General features: G+C 67.3%; 13 protein-coding genes and 1 pseudogene. 6 read left to right on the forward strand and 8 right to left on the reverse strand.

Annotation, left to right across the window (positions count from 1 at the left end; translation table 11 throughout):
- Positions 1–16 precede the first annotated feature (16 nt).
- From ACFSXZ_RS29510 to ACFSXZ_RS29520, 3 genes and pseudogenes are all read left to right on the forward strand, one after another.
- Positions 17–301, forward strand: a pseudogene (locus ACFSXZ_RS29510) (SDR family NAD(P)-dependent oxidoreductase); the annotation flags it as partial.
- 71 nt (positions 302–372) lie between these two features.
- Positions 373–714, forward strand: coding sequence for a hypothetical protein (locus tag ACFSXZ_RS29515; RefSeq protein ID WP_378268683.1), 342 nt, complete (start codon positions 373–375; stop codon positions 712–714).
- Between the two features lie 37 nt (positions 715–751).
- Positions 752–958 carry a tautomerase family protein gene (locus ACFSXZ_RS29520; protein WP_378268677.1) on the forward strand — a complete coding sequence of 69 codons (207 nt, stop codon included), beginning with the start codon at positions 752–754 and terminating at the stop codon, positions 956–958.
- Between the two features lie 91 nt (positions 959–1,049).
- On the opposite strand, the gene ACFSXZ_RS29525 is transcribed toward ACFSXZ_RS29520, so the two are convergent.
- From ACFSXZ_RS29525 to ACFSXZ_RS29535, 3 genes are all read right to left on the reverse strand, one after another.
- On the reverse strand, positions 1,050–1,646 hold the full coding sequence (locus ACFSXZ_RS29525) for a helix-turn-helix transcriptional regulator (protein ID WP_378268550.1): 597 nt from the start codon (positions 1,644–1,646) through the stop codon (positions 1,050–1,052).
- 37 nt (positions 1,647–1,683) lie between these two features.
- Complete coding sequence (locus ACFSXZ_RS29530) at positions 1,684–2,457, reverse strand: YqjF family protein (protein ID WP_378268551.1); 774 nt, start codon at positions 2,455–2,457, stop codon at positions 1,684–1,686.
- A gap of 121 nt (positions 2,458–2,578) precedes the next feature.
- Positions 2,579–3,415 (reverse strand): helix-turn-helix transcriptional regulator, encoded by an 837-nt coding sequence (locus ACFSXZ_RS29535; RefSeq protein ID WP_378268552.1) that lies wholly within the window; start codon positions 3,413–3,415, stop codon positions 2,579–2,581.
- Positions 3,416–3,553: 138 nt separating this feature from the next.
- Between ACFSXZ_RS29535 and ACFSXZ_RS29540 the strand changes: the two genes are divergently transcribed.
- On the forward strand, positions 3,554–4,315 hold the full coding sequence (locus ACFSXZ_RS29540) for an SDR family NAD(P)-dependent oxidoreductase (protein ID WP_378268554.1): 762 nt from the start codon (positions 3,554–3,556) through the stop codon (positions 4,313–4,315).
- A 13-nt stretch (positions 4,316–4,328) separates the two neighbouring features.
- Here ACFSXZ_RS29540 and ACFSXZ_RS29545 read toward each other — a convergent pair whose 3' ends face one another.
- From ACFSXZ_RS29545 to ACFSXZ_RS29565, 5 genes are all read right to left on the reverse strand, one after another.
- Positions 4,329–5,876: a hypothetical protein gene (locus tag ACFSXZ_RS29545; RefSeq protein ID WP_378268555.1), complete on the reverse strand. Its 1,548-nt coding sequence runs from the start codon at positions 5,874–5,876 to the stop codon at positions 4,329–4,331.
- Between the two features lie 221 nt (positions 5,877–6,097).
- Entirely contained in the window at positions 6,098–6,211 is a 114-nt protein-coding gene (locus ACFSXZ_RS29550; RefSeq protein ID WP_378268557.1) for a toxin-antitoxin system, antitoxin component, PHD family protein, read from the reverse strand.
- 29 nt (positions 6,212–6,240) lie between these two features.
- A complete protein-coding gene (locus ACFSXZ_RS29555; protein WP_378268559.1) occupies positions 6,241–6,720 on the reverse strand; it encodes a hypothetical protein in 480 nt (159 codons plus the stop codon).
- A 21-nt stretch (positions 6,721–6,741) separates the two neighbouring features.
- A complete protein-coding gene (locus ACFSXZ_RS29560) occupies positions 6,742–11,193 on the reverse strand; it encodes a DUF6531 domain-containing protein (protein WP_378268560.1) in 4,452 nt (1,483 codons plus the stop codon).
- A gap of 160 nt (positions 11,194–11,353) precedes the next feature.
- Complete coding sequence (locus tag ACFSXZ_RS29565) at positions 11,354–12,208, reverse strand: hypothetical protein (RefSeq protein ID WP_378268561.1); 855 nt, start codon at positions 12,206–12,208, stop codon at positions 11,354–11,356.
- Positions 12,209–12,476: 268 nt separating this feature from the next.
- On the opposite strand from ACFSXZ_RS29565, the gene ACFSXZ_RS29570 reads away from it, so the two are divergent.
- Entirely contained in the window at positions 12,477–13,448 is a 972-nt protein-coding gene (locus ACFSXZ_RS29570) for a hypothetical protein (RefSeq protein ID WP_378268563.1), read from the forward strand.
- Between the two features lie 143 nt (positions 13,449–13,591).
- Positions 13,592–13,720 (forward strand): hypothetical protein, encoded by a 129-nt coding sequence (locus ACFSXZ_RS29575; protein WP_378268564.1) that lies wholly within the window; start codon positions 13,592–13,594, stop codon positions 13,718–13,720.
- The last annotated feature ends 36 nt before the right edge of the window (positions 13,721–13,756 follow it).

A 13,756-nucleotide genomic window follows, 5' to 3' on the forward strand; every position in this document is an offset into this window, starting at 1 on the left:
GGCCACGGAAAAGGTCATGGTGGTGACGGGCGCGTCGAGCGGTTTCGGCAGGCTGATCGCGATCTCCCTGGCGCGCGCCGGTCACCGGGTCGTGGCGGGGATGCGCGATACCTCCGGGCGCAACAAGTCTTCCGCCGCAGCGCTCCGGCAACTGGGTGAGCAGGAAGAGTCGGCGTTGTCCGTGGTGGATCTGGACGTCCAGGCACAGGAATCCGTGGACGCCGCGATCGAGTCGGTGCTCGCCCGGCACGGCCGGATCGACGGTGTCGTCCACAACGCGGGGCACATGGTGCTCGGTCCCGCCGAGGCGTTCACGCCGGAGCAGATCGACTCCGTTTTCGATGTCGTTTCGGAATCGACACCTCGATCGTCGTGCCCGGCGCCTTCACCTCGGGCACCAACCATTTCACCAACGCCGGGAAACCCGGCGACCCGCACCGGGAAAGCGCTTACAACGCACTCTACGGTGAATTGCGCGACCAGATCGGCGACCGCCTCGCGGCGCTCATCCCGCCGGAGGCCGATGTCTGGTCGGTCGCCGACGAGGTCGTTCGCATTGTCGGCCTGCCCCAAGGAGACCGGCCGTTCCGCACCCATGTGGACCCCAGCCGGGACGGCAGCGAAGTCGTCTCCGTCGTGGCCGACCGGATCCGGCACGATTTCTTCCACCGGATCGGCATCCCAGACCTGCTGCCGCGCAACGCGGCGCTGTAGGAAAAATCGAAACAACGAAGAGAAGGAAAGAGGAACCATGCCGTTCGCCAACCTGAAGGTGCCCGCGGACACTTTGACTCCCGAGTCCAAGAAGAAGCTGATCGACATCGTGACCGATGCCTATGCCGGGATCTACGGCGAAGAGGCCCGCTCCGGCACCCTTGTCGTCATCGACGAGGTGCCGGACGGAGGCTGGAGCATCGGCGGGCACATCCTGACCGCGGAAATGCTGGGGCGCCACTGACCCTCGCCGATCCTCGGGCGTTGCCGGGCCGGATATCCCGGCAACGCCCGAGGACTCGAGCGTGACGGGCTTGGACGGTGTCGTCGCGGTATCAGGAAATGTACGCACTCGGCGTTGCCACCCGGTGCGGTGAGATCTGCTCGAATGTCACCTGCTTGCGAAACCGCCCGGGCGCGACGCCGAATTTGCGGCGGAACGCGTTCGCGAAGGTGTATTCGCTGGAGTAACCCACCCGGCGCGCTACCGCCGTCAACGGCGCGGCGGTTTCGCGGAGGAGCCGCGCGCTGTAGGTGAGACGCCAGTCGATCAGGTAGGTCATCGGCGGCTTGCCCACCAGAGTGGTGAACTGCCGCTTGAAAGCGGTTTGGGACATACCCGCGGTTCGGCTGAGTTCCCGCACTGTCCAGGGCAGCTGCGGGTTGGCGTGTATCTGACCCAACACCGCGTCGATACCCGGGTCGGTGACTTCGGGCCAGGTGCCGGTGCGGATCCGGCTCCGGCCGTGTCGTAAGGCGTGGACCAGCACGAGATCGATGAGCGCTGTTCGCGTCACCGCGGTTCCGGGCAGATCCTGGGCGACGTCGATGGGAAAGGGCACGCTGCTGTTCACGACCGGAGGCGCGGCGGTCGAGCCCCATCCCGGCCGTGCGGTGTCGGTGGCGGCGCCATACCCGCCGCGATCAGCCACTCGTCGTACTCCGTTAGGCAGTGTTTCAAAGGCGGTGTCACCGCAGGCATTTCGCGGTCAGGCCGGAAAAGGTTTCCGCCACTTCGACCGCGGGAAAGCCGAACCGCACGGTCACGCCGGGTGAGTACAGGACGCTGACGGGAGGCCCCGCCGGGCGCGCGATTCCCGCTGCCTCGACCAGGTTTTCGTCGAGCGCGAGCAGCTTTGCCCGGTGCAGCGGCCATTCCCCGTGCTCGTTCGGCAGATACACCGTGCGCCCGCGCCATCGCACGTGCAGACCCCATCGCGCGGTGAGGAAGTGTTCGAGTGGGCTGGGGTCCCCGAGGCGTTCTCGCACGGAGACCAGTGCCCGCGCCGACGCGGACCGCGCTCCGAACCACCGCCTTTGCGAGGTGTAGGCCACGTTGTCGCGGCGCCGGCTCAGCCTCATCTTCGACCAACTGTAGGGCAGGCGGGCACCGAACCGGCCCACGAGTACCGGCGGAAGACGTTCCGCGTCCAGGGACCGGAACACGACGCCGCGACGGCCCGATTTGTCGACCGAATAGAGCCGGACGTTGGTCTCGCAGAAGGTGCGCAGGTAGGGCAGCCCTGGTTCGCCGGGAAGCCGGACCCGCTCCATTTTGAACAATACGAGTCCGACGTAGGTCACGCCGTCGGCGGTGTCGGGCCAGGTGCCGTCGGGGAAGAACTTCGTGACGCGGGCCGGATCCACCGGCCAGTGCAGGAACGTGACGTCGTTCCAGTTCTGGAGAAGGGTCGCGCGGCGCACCGGCCTCGGCGACAGCTGGGTGACCGCTTCGGGAATCAAGCGCCGATCACCGTCGCGCGGCTCGTGGCGACATCGTCGCTCATGGCCCGACGATACGGCACCGTCCGCCCGAGCCGGGCGCTTTGTCTGCCCTGTCACAGAGTGACGTTCGCGATGTCCCTCACGCGTCCGCGTCGGCGTCTTCGGTCGCGATCAGGCTGCCGAGGAGCGAGAGCGCTTCGGCTGAGGCGGTGCCGGGTTCGGCGTGGTAGACCACCAGCTGCTGCCCAGGCGCCGAGCGGACGTCGAAGGTCTGCATGCGCAGGGTCAGTTCGCCGACGTCGGGGTGGATGAACGTCTTGACCTCGGCGTTCTTGCCGCGGGCGTCGTTGCGGTCCCAGAGTTCGGCGAATTCCGGGCCGGCGGCGCGGAGTTGGCGCACGATGTCGGCGACTCGCGGGTCGTCGGGCGCCGCGCCCGCGGCGGCACGGAATCCGGCGACGGTGTTGACCGCCGCGGTGCGCCAGTCCTTGTAGAAGGCCGGGGCGGCGTCGTCGAGGAAGATGTTGAGCAGCAGGTTGTCCGAGTAGGTGAACGGCCGCCACAATGCCGCGCCGAGGCGGTTGCGGGCGAGGACGTCGTAGGTTCGGCCGAGCAGCAGCGTCGGGTTGCTGGGCCAGCCGTCCATGAGCTGGAGCAGATCGGGGTCGATCCGCTCCGGGCGGGCCGCGGTGCGCAGCCGGGGGGTGAATCCGGCGATGCGGAACAGATGCTGGTAGGCGTCGTCGTCGAGGTGGAGCGCGTCGGCGATGGCGCTGAGCACCTGCGTCGAAGGGTGCCTTTCCCGTCCCTGTTCGAGCCGGATGTAGTAGTCGACACTCAGGCCGGCGAGGGTGGCGACTTCCTCACGGCGGAGTCCGGTGACCCGTCGCCGGCTGCTGGTGGGCAGGCCGACCTGGTCCGGAGTGACCTGGTTACGGCGGGCCCGCAGGAACTCGCCGAACGCCATCGAACTCATGTTTCGAGTGTAGGTCGCGATGACGGCGGTGCGGGTGGGTGCGGTGCACCCAGGGTGGCCGCGCCCTGAATGTCCCGCCGGATCGTCGGCATCGTTGTCACCGCAAGCCTGAACAGCACTATCGAGAGGACACTTTTCGTGTCGACCCCGAGTTCTGCTTTCGCCTCGCTGGATCTCACCGGGAAGGTCGCCGTCGTCACGGGCGCGGCCCGCGGCATCGGCCTCGCCTGCGCGCGGCTCCTCCAGTCCCGCGGCGCGAAGGTCGTCGTCAGCGACCGGTCGGAGTCTGTGCGGCGGCAGGAGACCGACGATGTCGCCACGCTGGTCGGTGACGTGTCGGACGAGGCCGTCGCGCGGGACACGATGGCCGTCGCGGTCGAGCGTTTCGGCGGGCTGGACATCCTGGTGAACAACGCGGGACAGACGCTCAACAAGCTCATCACCGATACCAGCGTCGAGGAGTTCGATCGCATCCTGAAGGTCAACGCGCAGGGCAATTTCGTTCATGCCCGTGAGGCGTTCCGCGTCATGCGGGACACGGGCGGCGGCTCGATCATTTCGGTCGCGTCCGTGTCGTCGCTTGTCGCGTTCGAAACCCAGACCGCTTACGCCGCCTCCAAGGGAGCGCTGGTCCAGATGACGCGAGTGCTCGCGATCGAAGGCGGTAAGCACAATATTCGCAGCAATGCCGTCATTCCCGGTGTCATCGACACCGACATCATGGAAGGTGTCGTGGACAACGGGCGCGAGATGCTCGCGAGTTTCGGCCCGGCCCACCCCATCGGCCGCATCGGCCGCGCGGACGAGGTCGCCGAAGCCGTGGCCTTCCTCGCGGCACCGGCCGCCGGCTTCGTCACCGGCGCGCTCCTGGCTGTCGACGGCGGCTGGACGGCCCAGTGACCCTGCTTCCCCGTTACCGGGGCAGGTTGGCGGCGGCGGCCTCGGCGGTGCTGGTGGCCAGGTCACACCGCTGATCGGAACGCCAAGGCGCGTCGAAGGCGACGACCAGGAGTTCGACGATCGGCGAGCCGGTATCGGAATACTGGCGGTAGACGACGTCGACTTCGCACGTGTCCTGGTCGGCGGCCGCGTCGACGAACGCCTGGCGTCCCGCGATCCGTACCGGTGTGCCGTTGTCGGCGTTCAAAGGCTGGTTGCGGTCGAACCGGACCAGCAGGGAACCGGGTGTGGTGGTGCTGTGCCAGCGGCACGACCACCGGCCGAAACCGGCATCGGGGTGCACCGCGTCGACGCCGGGATACCGGGCCAGCGCGTTGGTGTCCAGCAGGGCGCAGGCGTCGGAATGGATCAGCGAGGAGGGGTCCGGTGCGGGGCGTCGCGGGATCTTCTGTCCGCCGGAGAGCCGGTCGACCGCGCTCTTGGTGGCCGTGTCGGCGATCGCGCACAGGTCCGCCTGGCCGTTGTCCGTTTGGTGCGCGGTGAGCCGGACGCGGTAACCGTCGGCCAGGGTGAGGGTCCGGACGCATTCGCCGCCGTCCAAGGGTTCTCGCTGGATACCCACGGCACCCACGGTTTCCGGCAGGGGAACCTCGCGGGGGACGGGGTTCGCCAGTTCCACCTTGAGGTCGACTTTGCTGTCGGACCCGGATCGCACGATCACGTCGCATCTGCCGAAGCCACCGTAGGCCGCGTCGCGCTCGGCCTCGCCGAACCTGGTGAGTGATGGGGCATCGGTGAGGGCACACGGGTCGGCCTCTCGGGGGTCCCCGATCACGCTGACGGGATCAGCGGGCCACAGAGCGACCGTCGCGCACACCGCGACCGACACGACCGCCGCGGCGACGGCGATCCAGGCGGTGCGCCTGCGGGTCAACCATGGCCGGACATGACCAGGGACGTACACCCAGGCGCGGGTTCTGGTCTCCTTCTCACGAACCGCGACGCGGCTCAGCCGGTCTCCCTCTACCGCGAAGGGCCCCTGCGTGCGCACGGCCTGGTAGACGTCGTCGGAGATCAAGGCCGCGACGGTGATGTCACGCGGCGATTCGGCGAGGGCCTTGCGGAGTGATTTGGCGTCGAGCAACCTTTTGAGCACGGTGAACGGCAGACTGGTGAGAACCTCGTCACCGTCCACGGGAACGTCACCCGCGTGAATCGCCACTCGCAGCCGGAAACGGGCACCCTCGTCCGTGCTGTCGTTGTGCGCGCGCAGCTCCCGGGCGAGCGTGGCGAGTAGCGGGTTCAGCAAGGATCGCTTGGGGCAGAAGGGCGGCGTGATCACGGCCATCCCGTCGCCGGTGTCCTGTTTCGCGCACGAAGACCAGTCGATCCCGCTGGCGAGGAAAGCGCTTTCCAAGCACGCCGACAGCGCCTTCTTCATTTCGACGCGATCGACGTCGTGCCGCCGCGGGTCGCTCGACGACTCGATATCGACGGCCAGCAGCGCACGATGTTGCCAGCTGAGCTCGGTCAGCTTCGGCCGCCGCTCTGTCTCCGGCATTACCTCACCCCATCGCATTTCGTACTTCTGGCGCGGAAGGCTAGACCACGCGCGCGTCACCGCACACGACAGCCTGTGTCCGTCGCCGATTTCGCGGCCGGCCATGCCGAAAAGTTCACCCAAAAGTGGGACAGAGGCTGCCCATGTTCTTGATCGAAAGACTGCTGCCGGATTTACCCCGAGATGCGTATCGAGCATCAGCCGACGCGGTGTCCCCCTTCTCACGCCGCGAGTTCGGCCTCGGGAAGCGGCTCGGAGAACGAGTCCGGAACGTGGTAAGGAACGAAGCCGAGTTCCCGTTCCGGTGGCTCTCGCACCGGGATCAACCGGTCCACAGGGACGTCTCTACTTCTCGCCCGAGCTGTCACCTCCACGGGAGCAGGCCTTCGAAGGCGAACAGCGCCCGGTACAGCGGGACGATATCGGTGTCCTCCAGCCTGAACCGGGTGCTCGTCTCCAACTCCTCCGTGGTGAGGATTCTGAAGCCATGCCTGGTGACGAGCTGGAAAACCGCTCGTTCGTCATCGTTCGCGCAGTCCTCGAGGCGTGAAACGACCTGGAGCGGTGCGTCCGGATCGGAGCCTGTGACGGCGAGCAACGTCGCGTACGGGCCGACCATCGACAATTTGAGCGACAGCACCCGTTTGCCGGTGATCAGAAAGGTGAACGACACGTCACAGTTGACATCGGTGTCGTCCTCCACCGGGAATCGAAGAGCCAGTTCGTCGAACAGCGGACGGTAAGGATTTCTGTCGACGACACCGCGGACGAATCCCCAGTCCGGTTCGTCGGGGGAACCGTACGCGCGCACGATACATTCGCGGAAGGCACTGAGTTCGCCCATGCTCCTCGCCGATCCCTTTCGTCAGGGGTACTCGCGGCCCTTCGGGTGGGCGTGCACCCGGCCCGAGGAATCCATGTGTACCCGCACCGTGGTCTGCCATCCGCCATTGGGGCCCCGGCCGACCGGAACACCGTGATCGTAATCGCGGACACCGGGACGGCCCGGCACCGGTGTGCCGTGCTGCCAGGCATGCTGGGCGTACGCGTCGGCTTCGGCACGGCTGTTGAAATACGAGGTCGGCGTGTTGTTCGCGATGCGCTTGTTGTACTCCGAGGTCCCGTAGACGTGCTGGTCCTGCTTCTGCCGGGAGACCGGCGGCGGATTGGACTGCGACGAGGAGGACCCGCTGCTCCCACCAGGACCGCAGCCGCTCGCGGGGGTAGCGGTGAGCCCGAGCGGGTCCGTCCACAGTGTAGGGTTGTCGACATAACTGTGGGGTGCCGGACCGGCGGCCAGTCCGAGCGGGTCGCCGCTGGCGTACCGGGCGACGCTCGCGTCGTAGTAGCGGTAGTAGTTGTAATTCAGGCCCGTTTCGAAATCATGGTACTGACCGGGCTGGCGCAGCGGCGTGTACGCCGCGTTCCGGAGGCTCGTCGTCTCGCCCCACAGCGTCGTGCGAGCCTGCCAGGCCACGTTCCCGGACGAATCGAGGAGTTCGGCCGGGGCGCCCACCAGGTCGGTCACGATCGAATAGAACTGACGGTCCACCCATTCTTGCGAAGCCTCGCGCGACGGCATGCGCTCGAGTTGCGCCAAGGGCCGGAACGTGCCGGGCGTCCACTCCCACGTCGTCGCCTGCCCGGCCGAATGGATCTGCTCGGCGAGCACCATGTCGTCCCAGCTGAAGTCGACTCGCTCCGCGACCGAGCCGTCGGGGGTCAGCCGCTCCTTCGCGATGCGCCTGCCCAGCGGGTCGTAACGGTACCGCCAGTGGCTCCCGTCCGGGGTGATCACCGCGACCAGCCTGTCGTCGTGGTTCCAGCGATAGTGCCAGGTGTCCGGCTTGCGGGACAGGCGTTTCCGCTGCCGTAGCACCAGACGGCCCTGCGCGTCGTGCTGATACAGCACGTTGCCCGCCTGGCGGATCAGAGTTCCGCCGTAGACGCGCGTTCCCTGGGCCTCCGGCTCGGCGGAGTATTGCGGCCAGGAAGCGGTGACGACATTTCCGGCGTTGTCGTAGGCGTACCGCTCTTCCCAGCCGGCCCCGCGGACCGCGGTCACCCGGCCGGCCAGGTCGAGATCGAACCTCCGCGAACCGAGCAGCCGGTCGTCGATCGCGGAAACCGCCCCGTCCGGCCGGTAGTGGTAGCGGCGCTGCTGGACGAGGTCCGCTCGCCGCGCCCCGGTCCGGCCGGTCACCGTGCTGACCGTTTGCGAAGTCAGCCGGTGGTTCATGTCCCAGGCGTGCGTCAGGATCGTCCCGGTGTCCAGCAGTCGCTCGACCTCGCGGCCCGCGTGGTCGTATCCGAAGAACACGGTGTGGCCCGCCGTGCGCAGGTTCACCGGGCGTCCGTCGGCGTCGTATTCCCAGCGGCTTTCCGCTCCCGTCGGCGTGCGCCGGTAGATCCGGTTGCCCGCGGCGTCGTAGCGCGAGATCATCCTCCGGCCGTTGACGGTCTCGGCGATCACCCGGCCCAGCACGTCGCGCTCGACGAGCATTTCCGCGTCGGGGCTCCCCGCGCGAACCATGCGCTCCGCCGCGTCGAATTCGAAGGTCACGACCTCATCGGCCGATCGCCGCTCGACCACGTTTCCGAGTGCGTCACGAACGAACACGACCGATTCCCCGGCGCCGTTCGTCCGCTGGATCAGTTGACCGGCCCCATCGTGGGTGTAACTGGTCGGTCTGCCGTTGAAGTCCACCTCGCGCACCAGGCGGCCGGCGGCGTCGTATTCGTATCGCCAGACCAGGCCACGCGGGTCGCGCACGGAGATCAGCCGCAACTCCGTGTCGTAATCGAATTCGAGCCGGGCGCCGTCCGGCTTGATCTCCGCGCTGGGCAACTCGAAATGGGTGGTCTCGGTGCGGGTCACCTGGCCGAGCGCGTCGACGTATTCGGTCTGGTTTCCCTCGGCGTCATACCGCCACCGCTCGGTGGTGCCGTCCGGTGCGCTTCGGTGAAGGAGCCTGCCCTCGACGGTCCAGCCGAATCCGGTCACTCCGCCGACGGGATCCGTGATCGCCGTGATCCGGCCGAACTGGTCCCGGTCGAAGGTCGTCACACCGCCGAGTGGTTCGGTCAACCGCACCGGCAGCCCCGCCGCGTCGGTTTCGATGCGCCGCACATTGCCGAGCGGATCCACGACCGATTCCAGGGCTCCTCGGTCGTCGCGCCCGTAACGGGTTTCGGCGCCGCCCGGATCCGTGACCGAGATGAGGTTCCCCCGGTCGTCATAGCCGTATCGCCAGACGGCGCCGTCGGGCTCCACTCGCACGATCGGCAGCCGGAACTCGTTGTATTCCGCCAGTTCCTGCGTCCCGTCCGGTCTGGTGAGGGTGGTCAGGTTGCCGGCCTCGTCATAGCGATAGCGGGTGACCCGCCCGAGCTGGTCGGTGCGTGAGATCAACCGGTCGTGACCGTCCCATTCCTGCGTCGTCTCACCGCCGAGCGGGTCGACCTGGCGCACCAGCTGGTGGAGTTCGTTGAACTGGTGTGTGGTGACGTGACCGAGTGAATCCGTCTCCACGGTGATCCGGTTTTCCGCATCGTATTCGAAGGTGCCGGTGAGGGCGTTTCCCGATCCCTCGGTCCGGACACAGCGGCCCGATCCGTCGTAGCCGTAGCCGTACCACTGTCCCGTGCGGTCGACCCAGCGGACGATACGCCCGGAATCGTCGTATTCGAAGGTCAACGGCCTGTTCGAGGAATTCAGAACGGCGACGAGCCGCCGGTCGCCGGAATAGACGTACTGGGCCAGCGTGATGTCGTCCCCGTTTTCCTGGCGCATGCGCAGGCCGGTGACCAAGCCGTTTTCACTGTCCACTCCCAGGCGGTAACCACCGGAATGGCGGACTTCCGTGACGACGCCGGTGGTGTCGTACTCGAAGTCGATCCGGTTGCCGTTGCGATCGCCGATCGTCGCGATCCTGGCCACGTTCCGGTCTTCCGGCGGGAAGTACAGGGTCCGCCCGGTTTCCGGTTGCCGGATGGCGTAACCACCGTCCGGTGTGCGCGACAGCGGCCAGCGTGCCCCCTCCTCGGCATGAACCTCGCCTCCTCCGGACGGTGGCAGGGGATAGACCAGGATGACGCCGGACGGCCCCGCGTAACAGGCGCCGCGCTCGTCGAACTCCAGCCGCTGGTCGAGCGTCGACGCCCAGGACGGGCCGAACAGCCGCCCGGAGCGGTAGGACGACACGTGCACTCGTTCCAGCACCAGCGGCAGCACGCCCGGCAGGTCGGCATCCGTTTGCACCAGGAACATCTCCCCGGTGGCGGCGTCGATCGGTTCCTTCCGCCCGCACCGGCCGACCGGCTCGTTCGCCCGGTCCTTCGGGTTTTCCGCGTCCTGCCGAAGCGAATTGCCGGAGTCCGACGAAGTGGGCCTGCCCGCGGCATCCGTGCCTGTCGCGGTACCGGCGTCGGGTGCGTCGGCCGCGTCTGACGCGTGCGTGCTGGTTCCCGAGGTGCCCGGATCGCCGTTGAGATGCGGTTCGTCGATGGCGGAGGAGGCGTGGGTGCTGCCGTCGCCTGCGAGGTGGGGTTCTTCGCCGGGGCGGCCGTGGAGTTCGGCCATGACCTTTTTGATGGCGGCGAAGATTTCTTCGAGTTTGCTCATCATCGGCCGGAGCTTCTCGACCGAGTTGATGAGCTTCTTGATGACACCGGTGATCTTTTCGATCCAGGCGGAGACCTGTTCGACGACCTGAGCCACCACCACGGGGGTTCCCAGGCCCAGCGAGCAGACCTCTTCGAGGGCGTCCTGGATGAAGTCGCCGACGGCCTGGGTGACCATGTCGCGGACCAGGCCGCGGACCGCGCCGGTGATGACGCCGACGATCTGCACCACCGTGGAGATGGTTTCGGCGCAGGTGGAGGCCGCGTTGATGTGGTCGATCTTGTTCTTGAGGTTGGCCCGGTAGGTGTCGGCGGCCTGACCGGTCCAGTTGGCGGTGTCCTTCTCGACCGTGCTCGCCAGGTCCTGCGCGGCCTTCTTGACCGACTCGGCGACGTTCTTCCAGGTCTGGGAGTAGGCGGCGATCTGATCGGCATCACCCGCGAGGTGGTTGAGGGCGTCCTGCAAGGGTTGGACGTGTTCGATGAGCCAGTTCAGGCCGTAGGAGATCAGCGTGCCGACCGGGTTCATCGCCATGGTCAGCAGATCCATACCCGTGCCGAAGGCGGCAAGCCCGCCCTCGATCCACGACCCGGACTGCACCCCGTCGTAGACACCGGCCGCGTCGTCGAGCACGCTGATCCCGGAATGCCACGTGGTGGAGTCCTGCTTCGACGCCACCAGAGGATTGCTCACGACAAGCACCTCTTCGAGTCCGGCATACGCGACCCACCACCCTGCCCGCCGACGACGTTCTCGGCACATGGGACGCCACGGGCAAGCCATTGGTTCCCCGATGTCCCGAAAGCGCACTCGACTGGGGCCTCTGGGTCACCTGCTCAGCCGAACTCCCGGTTCACCCGGACTTGGTCGAGGGAGCGCCACTGCCTCCGGCTTGGACACCGGTGATCGCGAAACGCTCGACATCGGTGAGGTGCCCGCCGGTCGACACGGCGATGGTCAGCACACTGCCCGCCGGGGCGCTGAACGGCACGCGCGCCGACCACGGCGTGTTCTGGCCACCTGCCGGGATACCGCCGGTTTCGCCGACCTGCCCGCGACGGAGTTCGAAGATCCGCACGTGGATGTTCTCGTCGACACCGGTGATACGGCCTCCGGCGGTCACCGGAGAGCCGACCACCGAACCGTAGGCGGGCTGGGGCACGGTGAGCGTGCTGTCCTCGGTGCCGACGACCTCCCACGGCGCGTCAGCTCCCGAGCCGAGTTTCGCCAGGTGCACTACGGCCGCGGTCGCGGTGCCGCCGTTGGGCAACGCGTAGCCGACGCCGATCCAGGCTTCGTTTCCCGCCGTGCGACGGCTGGTCGTCAGGTTGACGGCCGCATACCTGAGGTAGCCCTGCGTGAACGACTCGGCGGTCAGCGCCGGGTCGAGGTGCCACGGCTGGTGGCCTCCCTCGCGGAAACTTTGTTGCCACGCCGCTGCCGCGTCGGCGTCCGGAAACGGCCACAGCGGCTGGTAGGGAAACGCGGCAGGGGTCTGGGCCGGCGACGTTTGGGCCGGCGACGTCTGGCCCGGCGACGAACTTGGTGGCGGGACGCCCGGTGATCCTTGCGGAGGCCGGTCGGAACGCCACCACGAGGCGACAAGGATTCCCGTGACGACGAGCACCACCGCGCCGATCACGGTGATCCAGCGCAGACGATGTCCTCGTGGCCGGGTAGGCGGAGATGGTTCGGTCCTGACGGTCATGGCGGCATCACCTCGGCCCCCAGCCTGTCCGGGAGCCGGCCGCTCACGCAGAGACCGAAGTCCCACCCCGCGGGCCGGAAGGCCTCAATTCGAACCGGATTCCGGGCATGGCCGGAATTCGGTCGTGGTAACGAATCGAAAGCGCTATCGGTGAGGTGCTGCCGGGAAAGAGACCGGTCCTGGGTAGTGGGTTTCCAACGGAAATGTGCAGGCACGGTTTCGAATGCCCACTGGATCATCCCGGGCGGGACTGGGGGAGGATGTGTTCGTGCCTCGGACCTGGCTGGTTTCGATCGTTGGTGTGGTGTTGGTGCTGGCCGGTTGTTCGAGTCCGGTGCCGGGAACGGCGTCGGTGAATGACACCGAACTCAAGCGGTATCAGGCGGCGCGCGGGCCGTTGAACGTGCGTGATGCTCTCGGTGATCTCACCACGGTGGACTACTGCAGCGTGCTGGACCTCGCTCGCGCACAACAGGCCGGTGCCGCCGAGGTGGGGCCTCCCAAGTCGATGTGGAATCAGTGCGCGGCCGCGGCGAAGGTCGGTGGGCGGGACGCGGCATTGATCGTGGGCTTGCTCGTCGACGGGTCCGAGGAGCCGAGGGTTACCGACCTGTCGCGGAAGCTCGACCGCGGGCTGATGGCGCAGATGCCTCCGGGCGCGACACCGCATCGTTGCGTCCGGTATCTCGGCTTCCCGGACGGGCCGAGCTTGGAAGTGGACGTCTTCGACCCGGCCGCGGATACCTACGATCTGGCGGTGCTCACTCGGATGTGCGCGGTGACGAGCGCGCTGTTCGACGGGCTCACCGCGGACGCGCTGGCCAAGAAGGTCGCTCATTTCACGTTCGCGCCGGGCTCGCTGGGTACCACGGATGCCTGTTCGGTGCTGTCCGACGCTGCCGTGTCCGCCGAACTCGGGAAACCGGCCAGACGCCAGCCGATCTCCACCGGGCACCGCTGTGTCTGGAAGAGCGGAGCGATGTGGGTGGACCTCGACTTCGACGTGAGTGGCCCGATCCCGCCGGCGACGGACATCATCGGCGGCCGTCCCTCTGTCGTCGCCGCGAAGATTCCGACCGACTGCGGGGTGACCACAACGGTCGCGCCCTCCTCGCCGGGGTCGGGCGGAGGAGTCGAGATCGCCCTCCTGTACATGGTCGATCCCAGTGGCATCAAGGACCCGTGTGCGGTCGCGACCGCGTTGGCCGGCGCGGCCTGGCCTCGGTTGCCGCGCGCATAGTGTCCCTTCCGGGACAACCGATACGACGATTTTTCCGGTCCGGGACAAGTCGATAATCACTTTCTTGATCGACGCGATACGGCACCCTACCGTTGAGAATTCACAGTTCCATTCGCGTTTTACCGATCAAAGGAGGACATTCCATGCTTTCCGATGACACGCAGGAACTGCTCGACCTGGACGTGCGAGAGCTCGACCTGGTGGGTCCGGCCGACCAGGCGCCCACCCAGTCGGCCGCTGCGCGCACGATCACCACCTGCGCGGCCTGCTGAAAACGCCGATTACGACCGCGCAGAGCTCCATCGAGT

The sequence above is a fragment of the Amycolatopsis pigmentata genome (genome assembly GCF_042684065.1).
GTDB classification, from domain to species: domain Bacteria; phylum Actinomycetota; class Actinomycetes; order Mycobacteriales; family Pseudonocardiaceae; genus Amycolatopsis_E; species Amycolatopsis_E pigmentata.

Excerpts from the sequence above, each read along its gene's own strand:
- ACFSXZ_RS29520 (WP_378268677.1), top strand. The coding sequence starts at position 752 with ATGCCGTTCGCCAACCTGAAGGTGCCCGCGGACACTTTGACTCCCGAG.
- ACFSXZ_RS29535 (WP_378268552.1), bottom strand. The coding sequence starts at position 3,415 with ATGAGTTCGATGGCGTTCGGCGAGTTCCTGCGGGCCCGCCGTAACCAG.
- ACFSXZ_RS29545 (WP_378268555.1), bottom strand. The coding sequence starts at position 5,876 with ATGCCGGAGACAGAGCGGCGGCCGAAGCTGACCGAGCTCAGCTGGCAA.
- ACFSXZ_RS29555 (WP_378268559.1), bottom strand. The coding sequence starts at position 6,720 with ATGGGCGAACTCAGTGCCTTCCGCGAATGTATCGTGCGCGCGTACGGT.
- ACFSXZ_RS29565 (WP_378268561.1), bottom strand. The coding sequence starts at position 12,208 with ATGACCGTCAGGACCGAACCATCTCCGCCTACCCGGCCACGAGGACAT.
- ACFSXZ_RS29575 (WP_378268564.1), top strand. The coding sequence starts at position 13,592 with ATGCTTTCCGATGACACGCAGGAACTGCTCGACCTGGACGTGCGAGAG.